The 21,733-nt window shown below is 48.7% G+C and carries 21 protein-coding genes, 3 tRNA genes and 1 pseudogene; 10 read left to right on the top strand and 15 right to left on the bottom strand.

The genetic code is table 11. The features are described from left to right. Positions 1–105 precede the first annotated feature (105 nt). From grpE to O3660_RS02535, 3 genes are all read left to right on the top strand, one after another. Positions 106–666, top strand: coding sequence for a nucleotide exchange factor GrpE (gene grpE, locus O3660_RS02545; RefSeq protein WP_371464501.1), 561 nt, complete (start codon positions 106–108; stop codon positions 664–666). A 300-nt stretch (positions 667–966) separates the two neighbouring features. Beyond that, positions 967–2,895: a molecular chaperone DnaK gene (gene dnaK / locus O3660_RS02540; RefSeq protein WP_049352743.1), complete on the top strand. Its 1,929-nt coding sequence runs from the start codon at positions 967–969 to the stop codon at positions 2,893–2,895. Between the two features lie 267 nt (positions 2,896–3,162). Continuing rightward, positions 3,163–3,381, top strand: a complete 219-nt coding sequence (locus tag O3660_RS02535) for a hypothetical protein (RefSeq protein ID WP_003684970.1) — start codon at positions 3,163–3,165, stop codon at positions 3,379–3,381. Positions 3,382–3,454: 73 nt separating this feature from the next. Here the strand turns inward: O3660_RS02535 and O3660_RS02530 are convergent, their stop codons facing one another. From O3660_RS02530 to O3660_RS02480, 11 genes and pseudogenes are all read right to left on the bottom strand, one after another. Continuing rightward, positions 3,455–4,795, bottom strand: coding sequence for a DUF2868 domain-containing protein (locus O3660_RS02530; RefSeq protein WP_049352741.1), 1,341 nt, complete (start codon positions 4,793–4,795; stop codon positions 3,455–3,457). 767 nt (positions 4,796–5,562) lie between these two features. Further along, positions 5,563–7,308 (bottom strand): annotated as a pseudogene (locus O3660_RS02525) (DUF927 domain-containing protein). Further along, entirely contained in the window at positions 7,305–8,405 is a 1,101-nt protein-coding gene (locus O3660_RS02520; protein WP_371464500.1) for a primase-helicase zinc-binding domain-containing protein, read from the bottom strand. Before O3660_RS02520 ends, O3660_RS02525 begins: the two are co-directional and overlap by 4 nt. Further along, the gene (locus tag O3660_RS02515) at positions 8,402–8,617 is read right to left on the bottom strand and encodes a hypothetical protein (RefSeq protein ID WP_049329080.1); all 216 of its coding nucleotides are present in this window, start codon (positions 8,615–8,617) and stop codon (positions 8,402–8,404) included. Before O3660_RS02515 ends, O3660_RS02520 begins: the two co-directional genes overlap by 4 nt. Positions 8,618–8,759: 142 nt before the next feature. Continuing rightward, a complete protein-coding gene (locus tag O3660_RS02510) occupies positions 8,760–9,098 on the bottom strand; it encodes a hypothetical protein (protein ID WP_049329079.1) in 339 nt (112 codons plus the stop codon). A gap of 282 nt (positions 9,099–9,380) precedes the next feature. Beyond that, the gene (locus O3660_RS02505; protein ID WP_049329078.1) at positions 9,381–9,638 is read right to left on the bottom strand and encodes a helix-turn-helix domain-containing protein; all 258 of its coding nucleotides are present in this window, start codon (positions 9,636–9,638) and stop codon (positions 9,381–9,383) included. Positions 9,639–9,750: 112 nt separating this feature from the next. Beyond that, positions 9,751–9,957 carry an AlpA family transcriptional regulator gene (locus tag O3660_RS02500; RefSeq protein ID WP_049329077.1) on the bottom strand — a complete coding sequence of 69 codons (207 nt, stop codon included), beginning with the start codon at positions 9,955–9,957 and terminating at the stop codon, positions 9,751–9,753. A 97-nt stretch (positions 9,958–10,054) separates the two neighbouring features. Further along, a complete protein-coding gene (locus O3660_RS02495; protein WP_049329076.1) occupies positions 10,055–10,852 on the bottom strand; it encodes a hypothetical protein in 798 nt (265 codons plus the stop codon). Position 10,853: 1 nt separating this feature from the next. Next, positions 10,854–11,015, bottom strand: a complete 162-nt coding sequence (locus O3660_RS02490; protein ID WP_193699283.1) for a hypothetical protein — start codon at positions 11,013–11,015, stop codon at positions 10,854–10,856. Between the two features lie 180 nt (positions 11,016–11,195). Continuing rightward, entirely contained in the window at positions 11,196–12,419 is a 1,224-nt protein-coding gene (locus O3660_RS02485) for a site-specific integrase (protein ID WP_049329075.1), read from the bottom strand. 197 nt (positions 12,420–12,616) lie between these two features. Next, positions 12,617–12,701 (bottom strand) — tRNA-Leu (locus O3660_RS02480). Between the two features lie 161 nt (positions 12,702–12,862). Between O3660_RS02480 and O3660_RS02475 the strand changes: the two genes are divergently transcribed. The 4 genes from O3660_RS02475 to O3660_RS02460 all read left to right on the top strand — a co-directional run bounded on the left by O3660_RS02475 (position 12,863) and on the right by O3660_RS02460 (position 14,424). Then, positions 12,863–13,528 (top strand): hypothetical protein, encoded by a 666-nt coding sequence (locus tag O3660_RS02475; protein WP_049329074.1) that lies wholly within the window; start codon positions 12,863–12,865, stop codon positions 13,526–13,528. Next, a complete protein-coding gene (gene ribA / locus O3660_RS02470; RefSeq protein ID WP_049351962.1) occupies positions 13,521–14,114 on the top strand; it encodes a GTP cyclohydrolase II in 594 nt (197 codons plus the stop codon). The genes O3660_RS02475 and ribA overlap by 8 nt, the downstream gene beginning before the upstream one ends. A gap of 125 nt (positions 14,115–14,239) precedes the next feature. Beyond that, positions 14,240–14,315, top strand: a tRNA-Val gene (locus O3660_RS02465). A gap of 32 nt (positions 14,316–14,347) precedes the next feature. Continuing rightward, positions 14,348–14,424 (top strand) — tRNA-Asp (locus tag O3660_RS02460). A gap of 190 nt (positions 14,425–14,614) precedes the next feature. Here O3660_RS02460 and parE read toward each other — a convergent pair. Further along, entirely contained in the window at positions 14,615–16,600 is a 1,986-nt protein-coding gene (gene parE / locus O3660_RS02455; RefSeq protein WP_049350900.1) for a DNA topoisomerase IV subunit B, read from the bottom strand. Positions 16,601–16,668: 68 nt separating this feature from the next. Then, positions 16,669–17,205, bottom strand: coding sequence for an RNA pyrophosphohydrolase (locus tag O3660_RS02450; protein ID WP_004520487.1), 537 nt, complete (start codon positions 17,203–17,205; stop codon positions 16,669–16,671). A gap of 328 nt (positions 17,206–17,533) precedes the next feature. Between O3660_RS02450 and O3660_RS02445 the strand changes: the two genes are divergently transcribed. From O3660_RS02445 to O3660_RS02435, 3 genes are all read left to right on the top strand, one after another. Continuing rightward, on the top strand, positions 17,534–18,679 hold the full coding sequence (locus tag O3660_RS02445; protein WP_049350901.1) for a polyamine ABC transporter substrate-binding protein: 1,146 nt from the start codon (positions 17,534–17,536) through the stop codon (positions 18,677–18,679). Positions 18,680–18,786: 107 nt separating this feature from the next. Continuing rightward, positions 18,787–19,059 (top strand): ACT domain-containing protein, encoded by a 273-nt coding sequence (locus O3660_RS02440; protein WP_003680574.1) that lies wholly within the window; start codon positions 18,787–18,789, stop codon positions 19,057–19,059. A 15-nt stretch (positions 19,060–19,074) separates the two neighbouring features. Further along, positions 19,075–20,430, top strand: a complete 1,356-nt coding sequence (locus O3660_RS02435; RefSeq protein WP_049350902.1) for a PFL family protein — start codon at positions 19,075–19,077, stop codon at positions 20,428–20,430. Between the two features lie 48 nt (positions 20,431–20,478). Here O3660_RS02435 and O3660_RS02430 read toward each other — a convergent pair whose 3' ends face one another. Both O3660_RS02430 and O3660_RS02425 read right to left on the bottom strand, forming a co-directional pair. Beyond that, positions 20,479–20,979: a glycosyltransferase family 9 protein gene (locus O3660_RS02430; protein ID WP_191620539.1), complete on the bottom strand. Its 501-nt coding sequence runs from the start codon at positions 20,977–20,979 to the stop codon at positions 20,479–20,481. A gap of 208 nt (positions 20,980–21,187) precedes the next feature. Next, positions 21,188–21,676 (bottom strand): N-acetyltransferase, encoded by a 489-nt coding sequence (locus O3660_RS02425; protein ID WP_036472879.1) that lies wholly within the window; start codon positions 21,674–21,676, stop codon positions 21,188–21,190. Between the last annotated feature and the right edge of the window lie 57 nt (positions 21,677–21,733).

The following is a 21,733-nucleotide window of genomic DNA, read 5'->3' as shown; positions in this document are numbered from 1 at the left end:
TTTCCAACGTCTTTTAACAAGGCATTTGATAATCGACGTTCAAATGCTTGAAGTTTTTTCAGATGGCCTTATATATGGGTTATTGAATGCTAACACTCTAAAAGGATGTCAGAAATGACGGATCGTAACGAACAACACCAAAACGAAGCCGAAGAAGCGGCAACCGTAGAAACTGCTGAAGCAGTTGAAACCGAACAAGCAGAACCGACTTACGAAGAACTTCAGGCGCGTATTGCCGAGTTGGAAGGCCAGCTCAAAGACAGCGAGCTGCGCGGTTTGGCAAATGAGCAAAACCTGCGTCGCCGCCATCAGCAAGAAATCGCCGATACACATAAATTCGCCGGACAAAAATTTGCCGCCGAAATGCTGCCTGTCAAAGACTATCTTGAAATGGCGCTGCTCGACCAAAGCGGTAATTTCGATGCCCTGAAAATGGGCGTACAAATGACTTTGAACGAGTTGCAAAAAGCGTTTGATGCCACCCATATTAAAGAAGTCAATCCTCAGGCAGGCGAGAAACTTGATCCGCATTACCACCAAGCCATGCAGACAGTGGTCAGCGAGCAAGAGCCGAACACCATCGTCAGCGTGATGAAAAAAGGCTACACATTATCCGACCGCGTTTTGCGCCCTGCGATGGTTGTCGTGGCGAAAAAAGAAGATTGAAGGCACCGCTTGATAAAGTTTATCAAGCATAAAATCTTCAGACGGCCTTATCCGGTTTCAAAGCCCGATGTTCCGCTATTGGAAAATCATTCCGATAAACTGGAATCGGAAAATTAAAACCGGCCGTCTGGAAAAAGAATAAACGGTTTGTGGATAAATAAATCAAGTGATTGAATTTAATTTGAAAAAAAATTCAAATTAAGCCTTGAAAAAAAATGAAGCAACCTTATTTACAAGCCATCGGAACGAAATGTTCCACAGGATTATTAATTTAGAAAAGTTTATTAGGAGCAACATAATATGGCAAAAGTAATCGGTATTGACTTAGGTACAACCAACTCTTGTTTGGCCATTTCTGAAAACGGTCAAACCAAAGTGATCGAAAATGCAGAAGGTGCACGCACCACTCCTTCCGTTATCGCTTATCTGGACGGCGGCGAAGTCCTCGTTGGCGCACCCGCCAAACGCCAAGCGGTAACCAACGCTAAAAACACCATCTACGCTGTAAAACGTTTGATCGGTCATAAATTTGAAGACAAAGAAGTTCAACGCGACATCGAATCCATGCCTTTCGAAATCATCAAAGCCAACAACGGCGACGCATGGGTGAAAGCGCAAGGCAAAGAACTGTCTCCGCCGCAAGTTTCCGCAGAAGTCCTGCGTAAAATGAAAGAAGCCGCCGAAGCTTACTTGGGTGAGAAAGTCACCGAAGCCGTGATTACCGTTCCAGCCTACTTCAACGACAGCCAACGTCAAGCGACTAAAGACGCAGGCCGCATCGCAGGTTTGGAAGTAAAACGTATCATCAACGAACCAACCGCAGCCGCTTTGGCGTTCGGTATGGACAAAGGCGACAACAAAGACCGCAAAGTAGCCGTATATGACTTGGGCGGCGGTACTTTCGATATCTCCATCATCGAAATCGCCAACCTCGACGGTGACAAACAATTTGAAGTATTGGCTACTAACGGCGATACTTTCTTGGGCGGTGAAGACTTCGACCAACGCTTGATCGACTACATCATTGATGAGTTCAAAAAAGAACAAGGCATTGATTTGAAACAAGACGTAATGGCTCTGCAACGTCTGAAAGAAGCTGCTGAAAAAGCCAAAATCGAATTGTCTAGCGGCCAGCAAACTGAAATCAACCTGCCATACATCACTATGGACGCAACAGGTCCTAAACACTTGGCCATGAAAATTACCCGTGCCAAATTTGAAAGCCTGGTTGAAGATTTGATCCAACGTTCTATCGAGCCTTGTAAAGTCGCATTGAAAGATGCCGGCTTGAGCACCAGCGACATCGACGACGTAATTTTGGTCGGTGGTCAAAGCCGTATGCCGAAAGTACAAGAAGCCGTTAAAGCCTTCTTCGGTAAAGAGCCTCGTAAAGACGTGAACCCTGACGAAGCTGTTGCCGTAGGTGCAGCGATTCAAGGCGAAGTATTGAGCGGCGGCCGTAGCGACGTATTGCTGCTGGACGTAACTCCTCTGTCTTTGGGTATCGAAACCATGGGCGGCGTGATGACCAAGCTGATTCAAAAGAACACTACTATTCCGACTAAAGCGTCTCAAGTGTTCTCTACTGCCGAAGACAACCAAAGCGCAGTAACCATCCATGTACTGCAAGGCGAACGCGAACGCGCTTCTGCCAACAAATCTTTGGGTCAGTTCAACTTGACCGACATCGCACCTGCACCACGCGGTATGCCGCAAATTGAAGTTACTTTCGACATCGACGCCAACGGTATCTTGCACGTTTCTGCCAAAGACAAAGGCACCGGCAAAGCGGCCAACATCACCATCCAAGGTTCTTCAGGTTTGAGCGAAGAAGAAATCGAACGCATGGTGAAAGATGCCGAAGCCAACGCTGAAGAAGATAAAAAACTGACTGAATTGGTCGCTTCCCGCAACCAAGCTGAAGCCCTGATTCACTCTGTGAAAAAATCTCTGGCCGACTACGGCGACAAACTCGACGCTGCTGAGAAAGAAAAAATCGAAGCTGCGTTGAAAGAAGCTGAAGAAGCAGTTAAAGGCGACGACAAAGCCGCTATCGATGCCAAAGCCGAAGCTTTGGGTGCAGCCAGCCAAAAATTGGGCGAAATGGTTTACGCTCAAGCGCAAGCCGAAGCGCAAGCAGGCGAGGGCGCACAAGCCGAGTCTTCTGCTAAGAAAGACGACGACATCGTAGATGCCGACTTTGAAGAAGTAAAAGACGACAAAAAATAATTGATGCCGTCTGAAAAAAGCGCGAATCGAAAGGTTCGCGCTTTTTGTCGTTTGGGAAATGTGTAAAGACGCTTTATTGAAATTGACGGTAAACTTTCAAAAGCTTGCTACATTATCGTGTTGCCATACTTCTATTGCCGAATTTTGAATAGATTTCGCCAAGTGCTGACAGCAGCTGACAGTCAAAGCCATTAATATTTGTCCATCGCTTGAGTACGAATAAATTCTTATTTTTACCTCAAATCAACCCCTTGAAAGAAGATAAATATGAAAAAACTGATTCAAATGACCTCTTTGATGGTTGCTGCTGCCGGTTTGGTATTGGCTTCAGTCGCTTCTGCACACGGTAAATACGAAATGCATCCGAAACAAGAACGTATGCACAAAAAAGCCAAACCGCAAAAAATGAAAAAACCTGCACCTAAAGCCAAACACCACGCAACCAAGCCCAAACATCATCAAGAGCATCGCCACGACCATCATTAAGATGAATCCTCAACAATAAATAAGGCCGTCTGAAACCCAAACATCAGGTTTCAGACGGCCTTCGGTTTATCTGTCAAATAGAGTTTTGCCGTTTTTCTTGTGCCAAACGGGTCGGCTCCAACCAGGCAATGTTTCTTTCTGCCAGCGCATCGCGCCAATAATCCAGTTTGGTATCCAAATCTTCAAAGAAACTGTCTTGATTCAAAAGTTGAATGATAACGCCGCCGTCCGTCGCTTCGGCTAAACGGCTGATTTGACGCAAAATGCCGCGGTCGGGAACAGTTTGCGTGCGTACGCCGATGAGAAGTTGCGCCGGAGTTTGTTTCAATTCGGCTTCTAATTGTTCCAAATCTTTTCTGCCGGCGGCCACGCCTTTATCTATCCATTCTTGTGCCAAAACGCCGGAAAACCAAAGCGGCTCAGGCCATTCCGTTTCCAGTGTAACTGCCCATTTGGGCGCATTATTCAGCGTAATTTTAGATGAAACAGGGATGATGTTTTCCTGAAAATCATCGGCATCGACAATTTTCGTTTGCCATGTGCGGAGGATGTTTTGATAGTACGGCTGATTCAAATCCAAACGTTCGCGAAGGGTTTTTAAAGTAATCTTGCAAGCCAGCCAAGCAAGCAAGCGCGGCAGAATGCCATAACAGATAATGCTGCCGATGAGTAAACCTGCCCAAGCACGTGCATCTTCGATATGATTGTTCAGACGGCCTGCAATTACGGCCTGACTGTCGGGAACAGGAAAGCCCAAACGTTCCGGCAGCCATGACAAAGCCTCAACCGTTTTCACCAATGCCGTATTACTTAAAAGCGTGCTTTCCCAGTTGAATGTATATTGACGTACCAAAAGCAGCAGCAAAATAGAAACCAACATTCCCGACAGCGTGCATAGCCATAGACCGTGCGAAGTTGCACCAATCAGCCAACGCGTTTGCGGTTTGCGCCATTCATCCACATAAAGCCGCAAAATTGCCTGATTGACAGGATCTTTGCCTCGGAACCAAGTTGCCGGACTGCTGATAAAGTGCACATTTTTCAAACGCAGGAATAAAGTCGCCAGCCACACCAGCAGCATGATTGTATTCATGCCCAAAATCCCGGCCAAGACCAGAAAAAAGTTCAGCCCCTGATTGTCCATCAAAAGATAAGTGCTGGAAAAACCGACCGTAAACAACAATGTCGCCGCAACAATCCAAAGCCAAAACGAGCCTGTCTCCACCTGTTGCAACACATATTTTAAATGCTGGTCGCGGTCAATGATTTGGGCGCGGCGTATCAGTTTTTCCTCGTTGCCGCCATCAATATGCTGCAACGCTTCCGTCGCCTGCACAGGATCTCCCGGAAAAATATAGGCACGTTCTTCAAGGATACGGACCAATTCGACAAGTTTTTGCGATGGATTCAACATAAATGATAGGCCGTCTGAAAGATACAATGGAAACAGCTGTAAAAGCAGTTTCGATTTCGAATGGGTGTATAGTGGAATAGATGTAAAAAAAGCAGCCCGAAAGCTGCTCATTTTGAGTGACGGAGAGACACGCACTTAAGAGGTAATTCATTGTTTTATATTATAAAAATAATAAAGCAATCCAAATATACCCCCAAATAACCCCCCATCTTGCAAAGGCCAAAAAATTATTTAGCAGTCTAGTGCCGTCCATTATAACTTTTTTTGGGGCGTGTTGTTATTTGAGTGAGTAGGCCGGTGGCTTCCCGCTCAAATTTAAACCGCTATATATATACAAAATGCACTGGTTACTCTGGTTACCTGGTTACCAGCCCCTAAAAACCTTTATAAATCAACGATAATTCGGTAACCAGTTATGCCATTGTCATTGGTTACCAGTGCCGGTTAAGTGGTTACCCGCCATTTTTTGCTTTCTTTTTATGGACTCGCAAAATTCAAGAGACTGCATTATTACGCGCGCGCGTATTGGTGTCGAAATTATTTGTTCTTCGCTTGCCTTTTTGGTAGATATGACAGAAATAGGCTAAAATCGCGCTGTAAGCGTGTTTTGTTGATTGGGTAGGGTCAGGTATAGGGCAGGGTGTGAATAGCTCTAAATTTTGATATTTGGGGGCTTCCTGTCGATTTTATGCTTTCTTGGTTGGTCTGCCTGAATGTTTAGACGTAAAAAAGCCCGCCATTGTCGGTAATAGCGGGCTTGCTCTTGGTTATTCGTCAAAGTCGGGCGGGGCTTCTCCCATCAAAACATAAAATCGGCTTGCAACGCCGTTGCGTTTGCGCTGGTGTTGCCATCTGCCGTTATCGGCTTTTTTTAACCATTCGTGATCATGTAGGACTTCACATACTTTGCGCTGGCTATATCCTTTGCAGACTTCATTTTCAAAGGTTACGGGGATTATCCAATATTCATCTATGCTCCCCTCTTGTTTCCGATAACCTGCGTGATTTTGGTTTGTGGTTTGGGCGTTCCAGTCTGAAAAGCGCATTGATAGGGCGTTAACGTCCATGAAAGCGATTACTTGCTCAATGATTCGGCGGTCTTCGCGGTTTCCTGTGCCGTTTTCTTCCAGCCATTCATTGAAACACTGCTTCACTCCTGCCTCGCCTGCTCCTTGTCTCATGCCGGTAATAGGCGCGGCATATTCCAAGACAGCGGCCAAGAGGGCAAAGCGGCGGGCAATTCTTCGCGCCTGTCCTTCCATTGGCGGCAAGGTTTCAAGGAATTGGTCGCGGCGGGCTTCTACGGCTTGGGCGGCGGCTTCTTTTCCGTCTTTGAGGATTTGGCGGATAAGGGCGCGGCCTGCTGTTCCTCGCTGCTTGGCTGTGGCTTGGTTGATATGCTCCGACAGTTTCGCGCCATCTGTGAAGCCGTGCAATGTGTCGTAAATGCCGTATCTTGCCTCTGCTTGTATGTCAGGTAACCTAACATGATTACCCGCTTTCCATTGGGCGCGGTCTCCTATCAGGCTCTCTGGGTTTATCTCGCCGGTTGAAAGTATCAGATTGCGCCATGTTTTCTGCCGGCGGTTGCCGCCATCTTTTGCGCCCTGTGTTTTTGACACGCCGTTGATAACGCTGTAAACCATTTGCGGGATTTTTCGCGGGTCGGCTGATTGCCCGATTTCATCTAACACCAGCAAGCCATCATTGCGGGCTAAAGCTAAATTTTGCAAGCCAAGCGGGGTGGTATCTCAATTTCCTTTAGTGGTTTCAGGGTCTCCCCATACGCTCAAGGCAAGCCGGGCGGCGGTTGTTTTGCCTTTTGAGGAATCGCCCGCTAAATGGAAACCGCCTCCCTCTTCGTTCAAAAGTGCCAAGAATGGCGCGGCCATGCTTAAACCTAAAGCAAGGCATAGGCGGCTATTGTTCTCTGCGTATCGCGCGGCCTGCTCCTGCCATTCCTTGAGGCTGCCTTTTTCTGTGTAACCGTCTTTTTGGCTGGTGTCTCCGTTGTATAGAATGTTTGCGCCGTCTGCGTTAACGGCTTCCCCGCCTGCCAGTATGTAGGCTTCCCCGTTCCAGCCGGCGCGGTCGGTAATGGTAAAGGCTGTTTGGCTTCCCTCTTTCTGCAAATAGTCTGCCAGTCTTCGCCTTTTTGTCGGCTCGCTCCCAATGGATAAGCCGTAAAACCCCAAACGCCCCCAGCATTTCCCCTCTGTAATTTCTGCTTGTGGTAGGGCGGCGGTCTTTTGTTGGCGTGTGATTTTGTCTTTAAATTTGATGATCCGATAATACGCGCCGTCATTGTCTTGCCCCGTGCCGATAATGTCGATAGGGTCGGAAAGGAATTGCGGCTCTGCTTCGATAGCATCTCCGTCTTTGTCGGTTCTAACGTTTATCCACCATACGCCCCGATTGTCGATTTCAAAGTGAGGGCGCGGGCGGAATGGCTCGATATTCTCAAGGTTGTAGTCTTTGGTGTTTTCCTGCTTCGCTGTTTCGGTATTTTTCATGCTGTCTGTCCTCCGAAATGATTGTCTGATTGCTTTTTCTCGTTCAGTTCGTCCAGTGCGTCATAGCCTGGCGTTTCGCTCTGCCATATGCTCGTCTTGATCCCCTGCTTAATGGCTCGCATTGCCAAGTCATAAGCGGCTCTGTAACCAACGGGGCGGGGCGTGTCGTTATCGGCAATAATCGCAATTTCTTTTATACCGTTCAGAAACTGAAAATTTGCCATGCTGTTTGCGCTCAAGGCCGCGTATAAGCCCCAATCGTAAGCCTTGTACAATTCACGGGCGGCAAGGGCGGTTTCTATTCCCTCTACAATGACAAGACGGCCATTTTCAGGAATCGGGAACAAGTGGACGGTTTGCCCTGAAATGCTGCCTTGCTTACGGTTTCGCATTTTCTTGGCCGGTAAGGTTTCGCCCGTTTCAGGGTGTTTGATTGCCAGTTTCTGATAGCGTGGTGCGTGTAGTCCGTCCTCTCCGCATGGCTTGTCATAGGCCGTCTGAAGATAGGTAAGGTGCAAGCCTTGTAGCTCCTCATCCATGTCGCGGATAGCGCAAACCATACACGGGAAACTACCAAGCAGAAGCGGCTTATCCTCGCCTGTTGTCCAATAGTCTTTTTCAGGTAGAAAACGGACGTTTTCGGGTAAATGCGCCATCTCCAAACCGCGTGATTTCAGATACTGGATAACAGGGGAATCGGGGCGGATAGGTTCTGTGCTTCTCCATAATGCGGCCAGTTTCTCGATTTGGTCTTTTTCGGGGCGTGGCTGCGCTTGTGGGCGTTTTGGCGGTATCGGCAAGGGGTTTGCATTGTCCATGCCTAAAACGCCTGAAACCTGCTTTAAGGCCGTCTGAAAGTCGCATTGCAAATAGTGCATTACCAAGCCGAAACCATCGCCCGCGCCGTTGTTGTAATGGCTGCAAATGAATGTGCCGTTTCCGTCCTTGTCGTCATATCTGAAACGGTCTTTCCCTCCACACGCGGGGCAGGGCTGGTGTTTGTTTTTCAGGTATCGCGGGTCTATGCCGATAGCGGCGTGGATTTCCGGCCAGTGGTATTGCGCGGCTGCTTTAATGTCTTGATATGTTGGTTTCATTGCTCCGCCTCCTCTGATACTGGTTCTAAAACAATTCCTGCTGTTGGGTCGGTTTCCCATATTGCGGGCGTTTCCGGCTCTAGTTGCTCCGTGTCGGCGTGGGCGGGCTGGTTACAGGCTCGGACTACCAAAGCCAAAAGCAACACCCAAAACACCAGCAAAGCGCGGTTTAAATACCGGCGGAAACGGTCGGATTTAATGGTCTGTTTCATGGTTTTATCCTTTGCTCTGCTCCCAGTGTTTCAAAACATGAATCTAATAAAATCAATAGGTTATAAAAACACTAGGGCGAAGTTTGCCCTATGCCGTCTGAAATAGGCGGCATGGCGGGTTAGGTTTTACGGGGTTTGGGGTTTATTTCGCGCCGCGTGTTTGGCTGTGGATTTGGCTGAAGATTTCGTCATTCAAATTCGCTGACGTTTCAAACAGGCTGAAAGGGTGAAGCTCTGCCAGCGTCTCTACCTCGTTCTTGGCGGCTTTGATGAGTTTTCGGACGGTTAAAGAGAAGGTTTGTTGGTCGATAGCCATATCGGTCAGGATTTCGGCTGCGTCTAGGATGGCGGCAAGGTTTTCGGCGGCGCGGCCTGCGTAAAAGCAAGCGTCTGCTGCGTCGTTTGCCAGCTTGTGAGGAATGGTTACCGTTTGGGCTTGGTTTTGAATGTTTTGGATTTGGGTAGAAATGGAAGATTGCATTTGAAATGCTCCTATACGTTCGAGATTTGAGAAATGCCCAAATAGGGGGCGGTGCTCTCTCCTGCGTATAGTCAGGCGTGGGCGTTGCCGTTACCACACACCGCCATAAACTTTGATACGCCGTCCAAAGCCTGTGAATAGGCTTCAAACGCCATAAGAGAAAATGGCGATAAAAAATCAGCGTTTACCCTGCTGATTTGGGCTATACGATTTGAGAGAGAAACTTAATTCTGCTTCCCAAAGCTCAATCTGTCAATTAATTTCTTACGGGGTTAGACGGCGTTATGACTTACTCCTTTTCGACACCAGCAAAGAAAACCGCCCGCATTTCACGGTCTCCCCGAATTGATTTTGCACTTCTTCCATCACGGTTATGATTTCATGCCCCGCTCTGCGAAGCTCCATAATGCGCGTGTTATAGCTAAGTATGCCCATCTGTGCCAGTTCCCATGATGTAACGCTCCCTTTTCTCAATCGGGCTAAAATGCGCTCTCTTTGGCTTGGCGTTTTGGGCTTGCTGTTGATATAATCAGTTTTCATCAGATTTTTTACTCCGTGCCGTCTGAATAGCCCTCTATTCAGGCGGTTTTATTTTGTCTAAAGGGATAGATTCCCGCTGATTCTTCGCGCGCGCGTATTGCTCAGAAAACTCCTATTCTTCGCGCTTGGCGGCCAGTTTGTTGAGATACTCTTCAATCTCACTGGAAAGCCAGCCGGTAATATTTTCAGAAAGTTTGAGGGGCTTAGGAAAATCAGGGCGGTAATGACGGCTCTTAGGGTTTACCCAATTCCAGATAGTCGCCCGTGAAACGCCCATAACGCGGGCGGTATCGTTTACTCTTAATACAGTATTATTCATTGCTTGCCTTTCTTGGTCGGTGTTATATGACAGACAAAATAATAGCCGCCTCTGTGGGCGGCTTTTCCTAAATATGATTTTTTAGAACCTAATTAGGCTACTGTGAAAGACGGTCAATACCTTGCTTGATGTATTTTGCTAACGTATCCCTAGTAGGGGTCTTGCCTAGTTTATCAGCCTGTCTTTCCCATTCTTGGATAATAGTCTCTGCGGCTTCATATGGTTTACTACAATCAGTTTTTGTATAGATGGCAGAAAGTGCCGCAATAATTTCAGCTTGCTTATTTTCAGTGCGCTTACTGATAGGTTTTTTTATTTTCATTCTCTCGCTCAATGCTTCTTTTAGTTCTATTAAGTCATCCTGAAAGATACACAAATCATTTTTACCCACCTTAATGGCATTATCGGGTATATCTAAATCTTCCCGCTTTATACGCATATCTTCTGATAGTGCTAATCCATCCAATAAATTATATGGAATATAACAAAACCCCCAACGTTTAGATTCAGTCTGTTCAGCGGATGGAGTAGCAATAGTTTTCTCCAATACCTCATCAGTGCCTATAAATGCTAATTTATCAACAATATTTACTGTTAAAAACTCTTTTTTCCCCTCTAAGTATCTAGCATTAATTTCTTCTAAACGGATAAAGTCGCCCTTGTATAGCAGCATTTCAGGAATTTCAGCATACTCACCTTTTTCATCTTTATCATATAACCAATCATAATATGGTCTCCTCGTAAAATAATATTCCTGTCCAATGCAATTTATATATACCTCAGTCAAACCAATGGCTGCATAATGTATCAAGTCATCTGCTGTATATGGGTCGTTAAAATCTTTACTTAGCTTCTCTGCTGCCGCTTCAAGTGAGTAATACATTCTCCAAGCCATGTTAAATATCCTTTGCAAGCTCAAAAGGGTTTATAAGTTTCACGCCGTTATGCTCAAATCTACCGGCTGCCGTTTCGCGTTGCTTCGTGCCGGTCTCAAGCTCTATGTTTCCTACGGCCAGGCGGTCAAACGAAAGCAAAACATCTAATACACTGTATTTCATAGGGTTAACTTCTTTCTGTATAAAATGGTAACCAGTGGTAACCAGTTGGTAACCAGTAAATTTACGTTAACTGGTTACCGCTTTTTCTTTGTATTTATATTTATATTCATATAGTTATATTTGTTAAATTTTGTGGTAACCAGTGTAACCAGTATATTTACTCTCGCACATAGGGATTTTTTAATCCGTCTTGCTCTCTTGAATCATCTGTAATGCCTGGTTGTATCGCTCCCGTAAATAGTCGCTATACCATTGCATAAACTCTGCGCGCTCATTCAGATAATCGGCGCGGTTATAGGCGGCGCGGATTTTGTTGTTCTCAACGTGGGCAAGTTGTCGTTCTATCGCGTCAGGGTTGAAACCTTGTTCATTCAAAACGCTGCTTGCAAGCGAGCGGAAACCATGCGGGGTAGCTATCCCGTAATAACCCATGCCGTTGATGATTTTTCCCGCTGTATTTTCGCTGATGTAACCAGTTTTGGATTTAGGGCTTGGAAATAGAAAGGGTGTTTCGCCGGTTATGGCGTGTAGTTCGTTTAATAGCTCAATCGCCCAATCAGACAAGGGGATTGTGTGCTCTCGTGGCCGTTTCATACGATCAGCGGGAATCGTCCATGTTTTGCGCTTAAAGTCGATTTCCTGCCATTGGCCGCCGCGTATCTCTTTGTTTCGGGCAAAGCAAAGCATGATCAACATTACGCAAATTCTGTTTTGTTGCTCACAATCTGCCAGTATCAAGCGGCGGTAAAACTCGGTCAGCTCTTCACGGGGCAGGGCGGGCATTCTTTTGCTTTCTGTTGGCTCTATATAGCCTTTCAGTAACGCGGCAGGGTTTCGGTCGGTCAATTCTTCATAACCGGCATAGGTAAACACCGCACCTATCCATTGCCTGATTTTTTCAGCGGTTTCCGACACGCCCCGCTCTGTTACTTTATCCAATACGGCCTTTATCTCTTTTTTCCCGATTTTGTTTATAGGCGTTTCCCCAATAATAGGGAAAACATCTGTTTCAAAGTACCGCAAAACACGGGCGGCATGATTAGGCTTCCAGCTTTTGCGCTTGGTAGTTTTCTCATGCCATGCCTTAGTAACGTTGGCAAAGGTATTCAGTAAGGCCGTTTTGCGCTCCTGTTTGGCCTGTTGCTTCATTGCTGATGGGTCTTGCTCTTGTGCAATCATGCGGCGGGCGTTTTCAGCGGCTTGGCGGGCTTCTACCAGTGAAACGGTCGGATATTTTCCGATGGTAAGAGTTTTCTCTTTGCCATCTATACGGTATTTCAGACGGAATACTTTCCCGCCCGCTGGTGTAACTTCAAGATATAAGCCGCCCCCGTCAAATAACTTGGTTTTCTTTCCAGTATCGGACGGCTTGGCGGCTTTGATTTGGCGGTCGTTCAGGGGCATTGGGGGTATGTTTTTAGGGGGTGTTGTCAGATGCCCCGAATCATACCCCCATATTTTGCTTTATTCAATTATATGGCATTGGGGGTATTTAGACACTTGGCAAGGGGGTTATTAGCCTGAAAGCCTTGCCAGTATTGAATCTTGATTACTGCGTTAGATTTGATTAGACAAAAAAATAACCCCTGAAAGGGGTTGAGTGGTGCGGACGGAGAGACTCGAACTCTCACACCTTGCGGCGCCAGAACCTAAATCTGGTGCGTCTACCAATTTCGCCACGTCCGCACTAATTTGAACCGTGGATTATACACAAGATTAATGGGGGCGCAAAGTCTTGTTTGCTTGAATTTTTCGGTTTATCCCTTATATAATGGTTTATTCCGGCCGTCTGAAAGCAGGGTTTGTTTTCAGACGGCCTCAACTTTACTATTGGTGAGGAAGGGCAGATGCCTGCTTTATTGATTAAAGATTTTTTGCAGACGCAAGGTTTGAAGTTGCCGGCGGATGAGATACATGTTGCTTATTTGACTGCCCAGACTGTGATTAAAATGGGCAATGCTTCGGTTGAGCGTTCGATTTTGTGGCCGTCTGAAGACGGTTGGCAGTTGGCGGATTATGTTGATGCCGAACATGAATTGTTGCTGAAACAGATTTTTATGGCTTTGGATTCAGTTGCCGAGCGCACTGAGCATTTGAAAAGCGCAGCGGTTTATACAGCATTTCCGAAAGATGGCGCGTTGTCGCTGGTTCGACTGAGCCGTTGGGGCATGCCATTGGAAAATGTGATTCCAATCGACGAGCAGACCGGACAGGCTTTTTTGGTTGTGCGTACGGCGCAAAGCGGTTGGATGAATGTTTGTCAGAATGTGGCGTATTGGCAGGAAATTGGTGAATTGTCGACCGAACGCAATCATCCCGGTTTGAGTCAGATTTCTGTTCCTGTCTGTATGCCCAGTGGTGCGGTCTTGGGTGTGGTACATGCTGAGTTTGATGTCAAAGACGGCGCACCTGACGAAGTATTGGTGGCTTGGATTGCCCTTGCCTTGGCCCTGTCGGATTCTTTGAAAAATCTGTTGGGCGTGGCTGAAAACGAGGAAGCGGAAAATGAGTGAGGCCTTGAAGTTTGTTGCGTCATGCCGTTTGCCTACGGAATGGGGCGAATTTACCATGCACGGCTTTGAAGAAGAGGGCGGTCAGGAACATGTCGCATTGACGATGGGCGATGTTTCAGACGGCCTGCCTGTGTTGTCGCGTATCCATTCAGAGTGTTTGACCGGTGATGCTTTATTTTCGGTGAAATGTGATTGCGGCCCTCAGTTGCAAGCGGCGATGCAGGCTGTTCAGAAAGAAGGGCGTGGCGTTATCGTATATTTGCGCCAAGAAGGCAGGGGCATTGGTTTGATAAACAAAATCCGTGCATATCGTCTGCAAGATCAAGGTTTGGATACGGTTGAGGCTAATGTAGCGCTTGGCCTTCCTGTTGATGCTCGCGACTTCACTTTGGCCAAGCAGATTTATGATTATCTGCATATTCGTGAAGTTAGGTTGTTGACCAATAATCCTGAAAAAATCCAAACGTTGAAAGATTCCGGCATTAATGTGGTCGAACGGATTGCATTACATGTCGGCGAAAATGTGGAAAATGAACGTTATCTGCATACTAAAGCGGATAAATTGGGACATTTGATTTTTGATTGATGGATAGGCATAACGGTGTTTTTTGTGGTTAAATAAAATATTCTATATTCTTTCAATGGGATATATTTTTATTTAAATAAAAACCTTGCGTGTAGCCTGATTTTTTGATTTAATGTCGGCTTATCGGGTGATTAGCTCAGTTGGTAGAGCGTCTGCCTTACAAGCAGAATGTCGGCGGTTCGACTCCGTCATCACCCACCAAGTTTCCTTTCATTGTCTTTGACAGTGAATGCGCGGTGGTAGCTCAGTTGGTTAGAGTACCGGCCTGTCACGCCGGGGGTCGCGGGTTCGAGCCCCGTCCGCCGCGCCATTATTTAAAAAGCACTGATTATATCGGTGCTTTTTTATTTGTCTTAAAGATACAATTAAGCTGCAAAAATAGAAACAGGTAAGTAACGGGGTATTGAAATACTGTTTAACCTTAAATTCTGATGATTTTAAAAAAGGCCGTCTGAAACTTTTAAAGTTCCAGACGGCCTTTAGCCTATTAAAACAATGGATTAAATATCCAATTCCGCCATATCGCCTTCGCGTTCCATCCATGCGCGGCGGGCGGCGGCTTCGCCTTTGCCCATTAGTTTGACGAAGATGTCGCGTGTTTCGTCATCCGCGCCTTCGGGGATTTGCACCTGCAACAGGCGGCGGGTGTCGGGGTGCATGGTGGTGTCTTTGAGCTGGTCGGGGTTCATCTCGCCCAAGCCTTTGAAACGGCTGATGGAATAGGCGGTTTCTTTGACGCCTTCTTTTTGCAGCCGCTCTAAAATGCTGTCAAGTTCGTTTTGGTCGAGGGCATAGAATTTGCGGGCGGGTTTGCTTTTGCCTTGTGCGTTGACATCGACGCGGAACAGCGGCGGCTGGGCGACGTAGATGTGTCCATCGGCGACCAGTTTCGGGAAGTGGCGGTAGAACAGGGTCAGCAGCAAAACTTGAATATGCGAGCCGTCCACGTCGGCATCGGACAGGATGGCGATTTTGCCGTAGCGCAGGCCGCTTAAGTCGGGATTGTCGTTGATGCCGTGCGGATCGACGCCGATGGCGACGGAAATGTCGTGGATTTCGGCGTTGCCGAAGAGTTGGTCGGGGTGGACTTCAAAGCTGTTAAGGACTTTACCGCGCAGGGGCAGGATGGCTTGGGTGGCTTTGTCGCGGGCGAGTTTGGCGGAGCCGCCGGCGGAATCGCCTTCGACGAGGAAGAGTTCGTTTTCGCGGATGTCTTCGCTTTCGCAGTCGGTCAGTTTGCCGGGCAGGACGGCGACGCCGCTGCCTTTTTTCTTTTCGATTTTTTTAACTGAACGCATCCGCGCCTGTGCCTGACGGATGGCGAGTTCGGCGATTTTTTTGCCGAAGTCCACGTTTTGGTTCAGCCACAATTCCAAAGGATCACCCGATACGGCGGCGACGAGTTTCAGCGCGTCGCGGTTGGTCAGTTTGTCTTTGGTCTGACCTTGGAATTGCGGGTCGAGGACACGGGCGGAGAGGACGAAGGCGGTTTTGCTGAACACGTCGTCGCTTTGTACTTTCACACCGCGCGGTAGGAGGTTGTGCAGGTTGATGAAATTGTTGACGGCGTTGAACACGGCTTGTTTCAAGCCTGCTTCGTGCGTGCCGCCCAGCGGGGTGGGGATGAGGTTGACGTAGCTTTCGTTGGCGCACGAGCCTTCTTCCAGCCAGGTCAGGGCAAACGCGGCGCCTTCGCCGATGCTGAAATCGCCGTTGTGGTCGTCTGAAATGTAGTTTTCGCAAGAGAACAGCGGTACGGCTTCTTGCACGTCGGCAATCAGGTCGGTCAGATAGCTTTTCAGACCGTCGGGGTAGTGCCAGGTTTGTGTGTGCGCTTCGTCTTCGCCCTTGACCGGGCGGGTCAGGGAAACGCGCACACCCGGCAGCAGCACGGCTTTGGCGCGCAGCAGGCGTTCGAGTTCGGGGATGCTGTAATTCGGGCTTTCAAAATATTTGCCGTCCGGCCAGACGCGCACTTCGGTGCCGCTGTCTTTGACGGCGCATTTGCCCACTTCCGCCAACGGTTCGACCACGTCGCCACCGGCAAACACGATGCGGTGGATTTTGCCTTCGCGTTTGACGGTTACCTCAAGGCGGGTGGAGAGTGCGTTGGTCACGGATACGCCCACACCGTGCAGGCCGCCTGAAAAGGCATACGCGCTGCCGCCGTCTTTTTTGTTGAACTTGCCGCCCGCGTGCAGACGGGTAAACACGAGTTCGACCACGGGCACGCCTTCGACAGGGTGCAGCCCGACGGGAATGCCGCGTCCGTTGTCGCACACGGAAAGCGAACCGTCGTCGTGGATGCGCACGTCGATTTCAGTGGCGAAACCGCCCAACGCCTCGTCCGCCGCGTTGTCGATGACTTCTTGGCAGATGTGGGTCGGGCTGTCGGTGCGTGTGTACATGCCGGGACGTTCTTTGACCGGCTCCAAGCCTTTGAGGACGGTGATGCTGGATTCGCTGTATTGATTGTTTTTAGCCATAGGAATAATGTAAAGGCCGTCTGAAAGGATGAAAAACAACGCTTTCAGACGGTCTGAAAGCGTTTGGGTTATAGGTTTTCTATTGGATTGCGACGGATAAAGTCTTCATAGCTTTCTATGCCGCGCAAGAAACGGGAGAGTTCGGTCAATGCGTCCAAATACACGCCGCGCTTGAAGTCGATGACTTCGTCAACCGGCGCCCAGTATTGGTGCCAGCGCCAGCCGTCAAATTCAGGATGATGGCAGGCGCGGAGGTTGACGTCGCTATCGCGGCCGACCAAGCGCAAAAGATACCAAATCTGTTTTTGTCCGCGATACGAACCGCGCCATTCACGGCGCACCCAATGGCTGGGTACGTCATAACGCAACCAGTCGCGCGTACGGCCAACGATTTTGATGTGTTGCGGTAACAGGCCGACTTCTTCGTACAATTCGCGGTACATGGCGGTCTCAGGACTTTCGCCCGGCTTGATGCCGCCTTGCGGAAACTGCCATGAGTGTTCGCGTACGCGTTTGCCCCAAAAGACTTCGTTACGTTCGTTAATCAGGATAATACCGACATTGGGGCGATAGCCTTCTCTGTCTAACACGGTGTCGCCCTTCATTAAATTCAATCGTGCAATTTTCCCACAAATTGGGCGGTTTTGACAAATCTTGAGGCCGTCTGAATAAGCCCACAGTTTTTTCCAGACGGCATGAAACCGTTTCTGAAAAAATGTTGTTTATGAATAAAACCATAGCTTCAGGCCGTCTGAAAAATGAAATTTTTTTCCGCTTTAAGGTATTGCATTCAAAAGCTTTTTGCCGTTTAATGCAAACCTTGCTGAATTAAGGGCAAAGGACACATGCTGGCCGCCCCCACAGTTTCCCTTTTGTAAGTGGCATCCGCCACCGCTGCAATATTTTTACCCCCCGAACAAAAGGTCTGAAACCATGAAAAAATCTTTGATGGCGGCGGCAATCGTGAGCCTCGTCTTGACTGCGTGTAGCGGTGGAAAAGAAACCGCCGCAGAATCTTCCGCATCTCAAACTCAAACTTCTTCCTCTCAAACGGATAAACTCAATATCTACAACTGGTCGGATTATGTCGATCCGGCCACGCTGTCTGAGTTTGAAAAAAATACGAATATCAATGTCCGCTACGATTACTACGATAGCAACGAAGCGCTGGAAGCCAAGCTGCTGACCGGCAAGTCGGGTTATGACCTGGTTGCACCTTCTATTGCCAATGTCGGCCGTCAGATTAAAGCCGGTGCGTATCAAAAAATCGACAAATCGCAAATTCCCGATTACGCCAATATTGATCCTGATTTGTTGAAAATGATGGAAACCGTCGATCCGGGCAACGAATATGCTGTGCCTTATTTTTGGGGCATCAATACGCTGGCAATCAACAAACAGCAGGTTCAAAAGGCTTTGGGCACCGATAAGCTGCCTGAAAACGAATGGGATTTGGTGTTCAATCCTGAATACACCCAAAAACTGAAATCCTGCGGCATCAGTTATTTCGACAGCGCCATTGAGCAGATTCCTTTGGCTTTGCATTATTTGGGCAAAGATCCGAACAGCGAAAACCCTGACGATATCAAAGCTGCTGTTGAAATGATGAAAAAAGTGCGTCCCGACATCAAACGCTTTACCTCGTCCGGCTATATCGACGATATGGCTGCCGGCAATCTTTGCGTATCGGTAGGCTACGGCGGCGACCTCAATATTGCCAAAACCCGTGCCAAAGAAGCAGGAAACGGCGTCGAAGTCGAAGTATTGGCGCCGAAAAGCGGCGTTGGTATTTGGGTGGATTCGCTGATGATTCCGCGTGATGCGCAAAATGTGGCCAATGCACACAAATACATCAACCACACGCTCAATCCGGAAACAGCGGCCAAAAACGGCAACTATGTGACTTATGCTCCGGCCAGCCGTCCGGCGCGTGATTTGATGGATGAAAAATACACCTCTGACGAATCTATTTTCCCAAGTAAAGAATTGATGGAAAAAAGCTTCATCGTTTCGCCCAAGTCAACCGATGCGAGCAAACTCAGCGTTCGCTTGTGGCAGGGTTTGAAAGCAGGGCGATAATCAAAATTGAAATTTGAATACTCAGGCCGTCTGAAACAGTTTTTCAGACGGCCTGAGTGTTATAATTGTCAACACTTTTCAAATATCCTATCAGGAGAAACAGCGTTATGAACAATTCAGTCATCACCGTCATCGGTAAAGACCGTGTGGGCATTGTGTACGACGTTTCCAAAATTTTAGCGGAAAACCAAATCAATATTCTCAATATCAGCCAACAGCTAATGGACGATTTTTTTACCATGATTATTTTGGTGGATACTTCAAAATGCACCAAATCGCGTCAAGAGGTTTTGGATTTGTTTGCGGAAGAGAGCAAAAAACTCGCGCTTGATATCCGCATGCAAAACGAAGAAATTTTCCAAGCCATGCACCGTATTTAAGTCGGAGGGAGAGCCATGAGTATTCAATCCGGCGAGATTTTAGAAACCGTCAAAATGGTGGCCGACCAGAATTTTGACGTGCGCACCATTACCATCGGCATTGATTTACACGACTGCATCAGCAGCGATATCAATGTGTTGAACCAAAACATTTACAATAAAATCACTACAGTCGGTAAGGACTTGGTGGCGACGGCAAAATATCTGTCTGCCAAATACGGCGTACCGATTGTGAATCAGCGCATTTCCGTTACGCCGATTGCCCAAATTGCCGCGGCCACCCATGCCGATTCCTATGTCAGCGTAGCGCAAACTTTGGATAAGGCTGCCAAAGCCATCGGTGTGTCCTTTATCGGCGGCTTTTCCGCGCTGGTGCAAAAAGGCATGTCGCCTTCGGATGAGGTGCTGATCCGTTCCATTCCCGAAGCGATGAAAACCACCGATATCGTGTGCAGCTCCATTAATATCGGTAGCACGCGCGCCGGTATCAATATGGATGCGGTCAAGCTGGCAGGCGAAACCATCAAACGCACGGCCGAAATCACACCCGAAGGTTTCGGCTGCGCCAAAATTGTTGTGTTCTGTAATGCAGTGGAAGACAACCCGTTTATGGCAGGCGCGTTTCATGGTTCGGGCGAAGCGGATGCCGTTATCAATGTCGGCGTATCCGGCCCGGGTGTCGTAAAAGCCGCGTTGGAAAATTCAGATGCAACGACATTGACCGAAGTTGCGGAAGTAGTGAAGAAAACGGCTTTCAAAATTACCCGTGTGGGCGAACTCATCGGCCGCGAAGCTTCAAAAATGCTGAATATCCCGTTTGGTATTCTTGATTTGTCATTGGCACCAACTCCTGCCGTCGGCGATTCGGTGGCACGCATTCTTGAAGAAATGGGCTTGAGCGTCTGCGGTACGCACGGCACGACAGCGGCTTTGGCATTGCTGAACGATGCCGTGAAAAAAGGCGGCATGATGGCTTCCAGCGCGGTCGGCGGTTTGAGCGGCGCATTTATCCCTGTTTCCGAAGACGAGGGCATGATTGCGGCTGCTGAAGCCGGTGTACTGACACTGGACAAGCTCGAAGCCATGACAGCCGTCTGCTCCGTTGGTTTGGACATGATTGCCGTCCCCGGCGATACGCCTGCTCATACCATTTCCGGCATCATCGCCGACGAAGCCGCCATCGGCATGATCAACAGCAAAACCACCGCCGTGCGTATTATTCCGGTAACCGGCAAAACCGTTGGCAACAGCGTTGAGTTTGGCGGCCTGTTGGGCCACGCGCCTGTAATGCCGGTCAAAGAAGGCTCATGCGAAGTGTTCGTCAACCGAGGCGGTAGAATCCCGGCTCCGGTTCAATCGATGAAAAACTGATTGGATTGATAAATAAAAGGCCGTCTGAAATTGATTTTCAGACGGCCTTTAATGCTGTTTTTTATCGGCGATGTTGCGGTTGAAAATGTGGTAGTTTTCTTTGGCAAAGCCGATGTTGTAGGGCGCGCTGATGCTGCGGATTAAAACCAAATCGCGGTTGCGCACCAATACGGTGGGATCGATAACGACATCATATTGCCCTGCAATCGAGCGGCCGGTTTCCCGATACGAGCGGCTGCTTTTGGCTTGGACAATATGCACCGCGTCGATATGCGGATTGGCGTCAAACAGGCTGCGGTTGGCCTCGGTGCAGACCACGCCGATGCGGATGTGCGGCGCGGATTTTTTGATTTCGCGAAAGGCAAACGAGCTGACGATGTAGTCGCCGATTTTGCCGTCTTGGCGCAAAAACAGAATGCCGCCGATATTCTCCGGCGCAAGCGGCTTTTCAGACGGCACCGGCGCACGGTCGAGCCACGCCTTGCCCGCACGGATGCGCAGCGTTTGCAGGCGTTTTTTGATGGCTTTGAACAGGGTTTTAGCGGTCATTTTTGGGGTCTTTTGGGTGCGGACGGCCTATTCGTTCCCTCTCCTACTTGCGGGGGAGGGCTAGGGTGGGGGCGTTTGCGGCTTCGGGAACATTACGAGGCGGCGGCAAAGCGTTTCTGTGAAACGCCACCCCCTCCCCAACCCTCCCCCGCGCGAGCGCAGGAGAGGGAGTTGGAAACCGGTCGTTTTCAGTTTTTCAGACGGCCTTTTACCGAATCGTTTTGCTGTAAATATATTGCAGCCCCTTTGTGCCCATAAAGGTTCGCCCCGTATCGGCAAATCCGCAGCTTTGGTACAGGCCGATGGCGGCGCGGTTGGCGTGGTGTACGCCGAACACGATTTCGTCGCAGTCGGGCAATATGCTGCGGATGAGCGGCGCCAATTTATCGTCAGCCAGCGCCGCGCGGGCGCAGCCTTGACCCTGATATGCGGGGTTGACCGACATCGAGCGCAGCAATACGGCGCGGGGGTTGGCGCTGTAAGTAAGGCGGTCGCTGCCTTTATCAAGGATGAAAAATCCGATGGGGCGGTTTTGGCACAAAATGGTTACGGCCAAACAGTCGGGCGCGGCGAACCGGCCGTTTTGCAGCCGCTCTTGGGGCGAAACCGAGTATTGTGCTTGCTCTCCGTGCAGACGGTAGTCCAAATCGGCGGCGTGTGCGGGGTCGTACAGCACAAGGGTAACGGTTTGGGGCATGGCGTGTTTTCCTGTTTGGCGGGCACTTGGCTTGTTTTCAGGCTGCTTTGAGGCCGT

It is taken from the genome of Neisseria sp. 27098_8_139, assembly GCF_041433195.1.
Lineage (GTDB): Bacteria > Pseudomonadota > Gammaproteobacteria > Burkholderiales > Neisseriaceae > Neisseria > Neisseria subflava.
The sequence above is the reverse complement of the archived record's forward strand: the minus strand, read 5'-3'. Positions and strand labels throughout refer to the sequence as shown.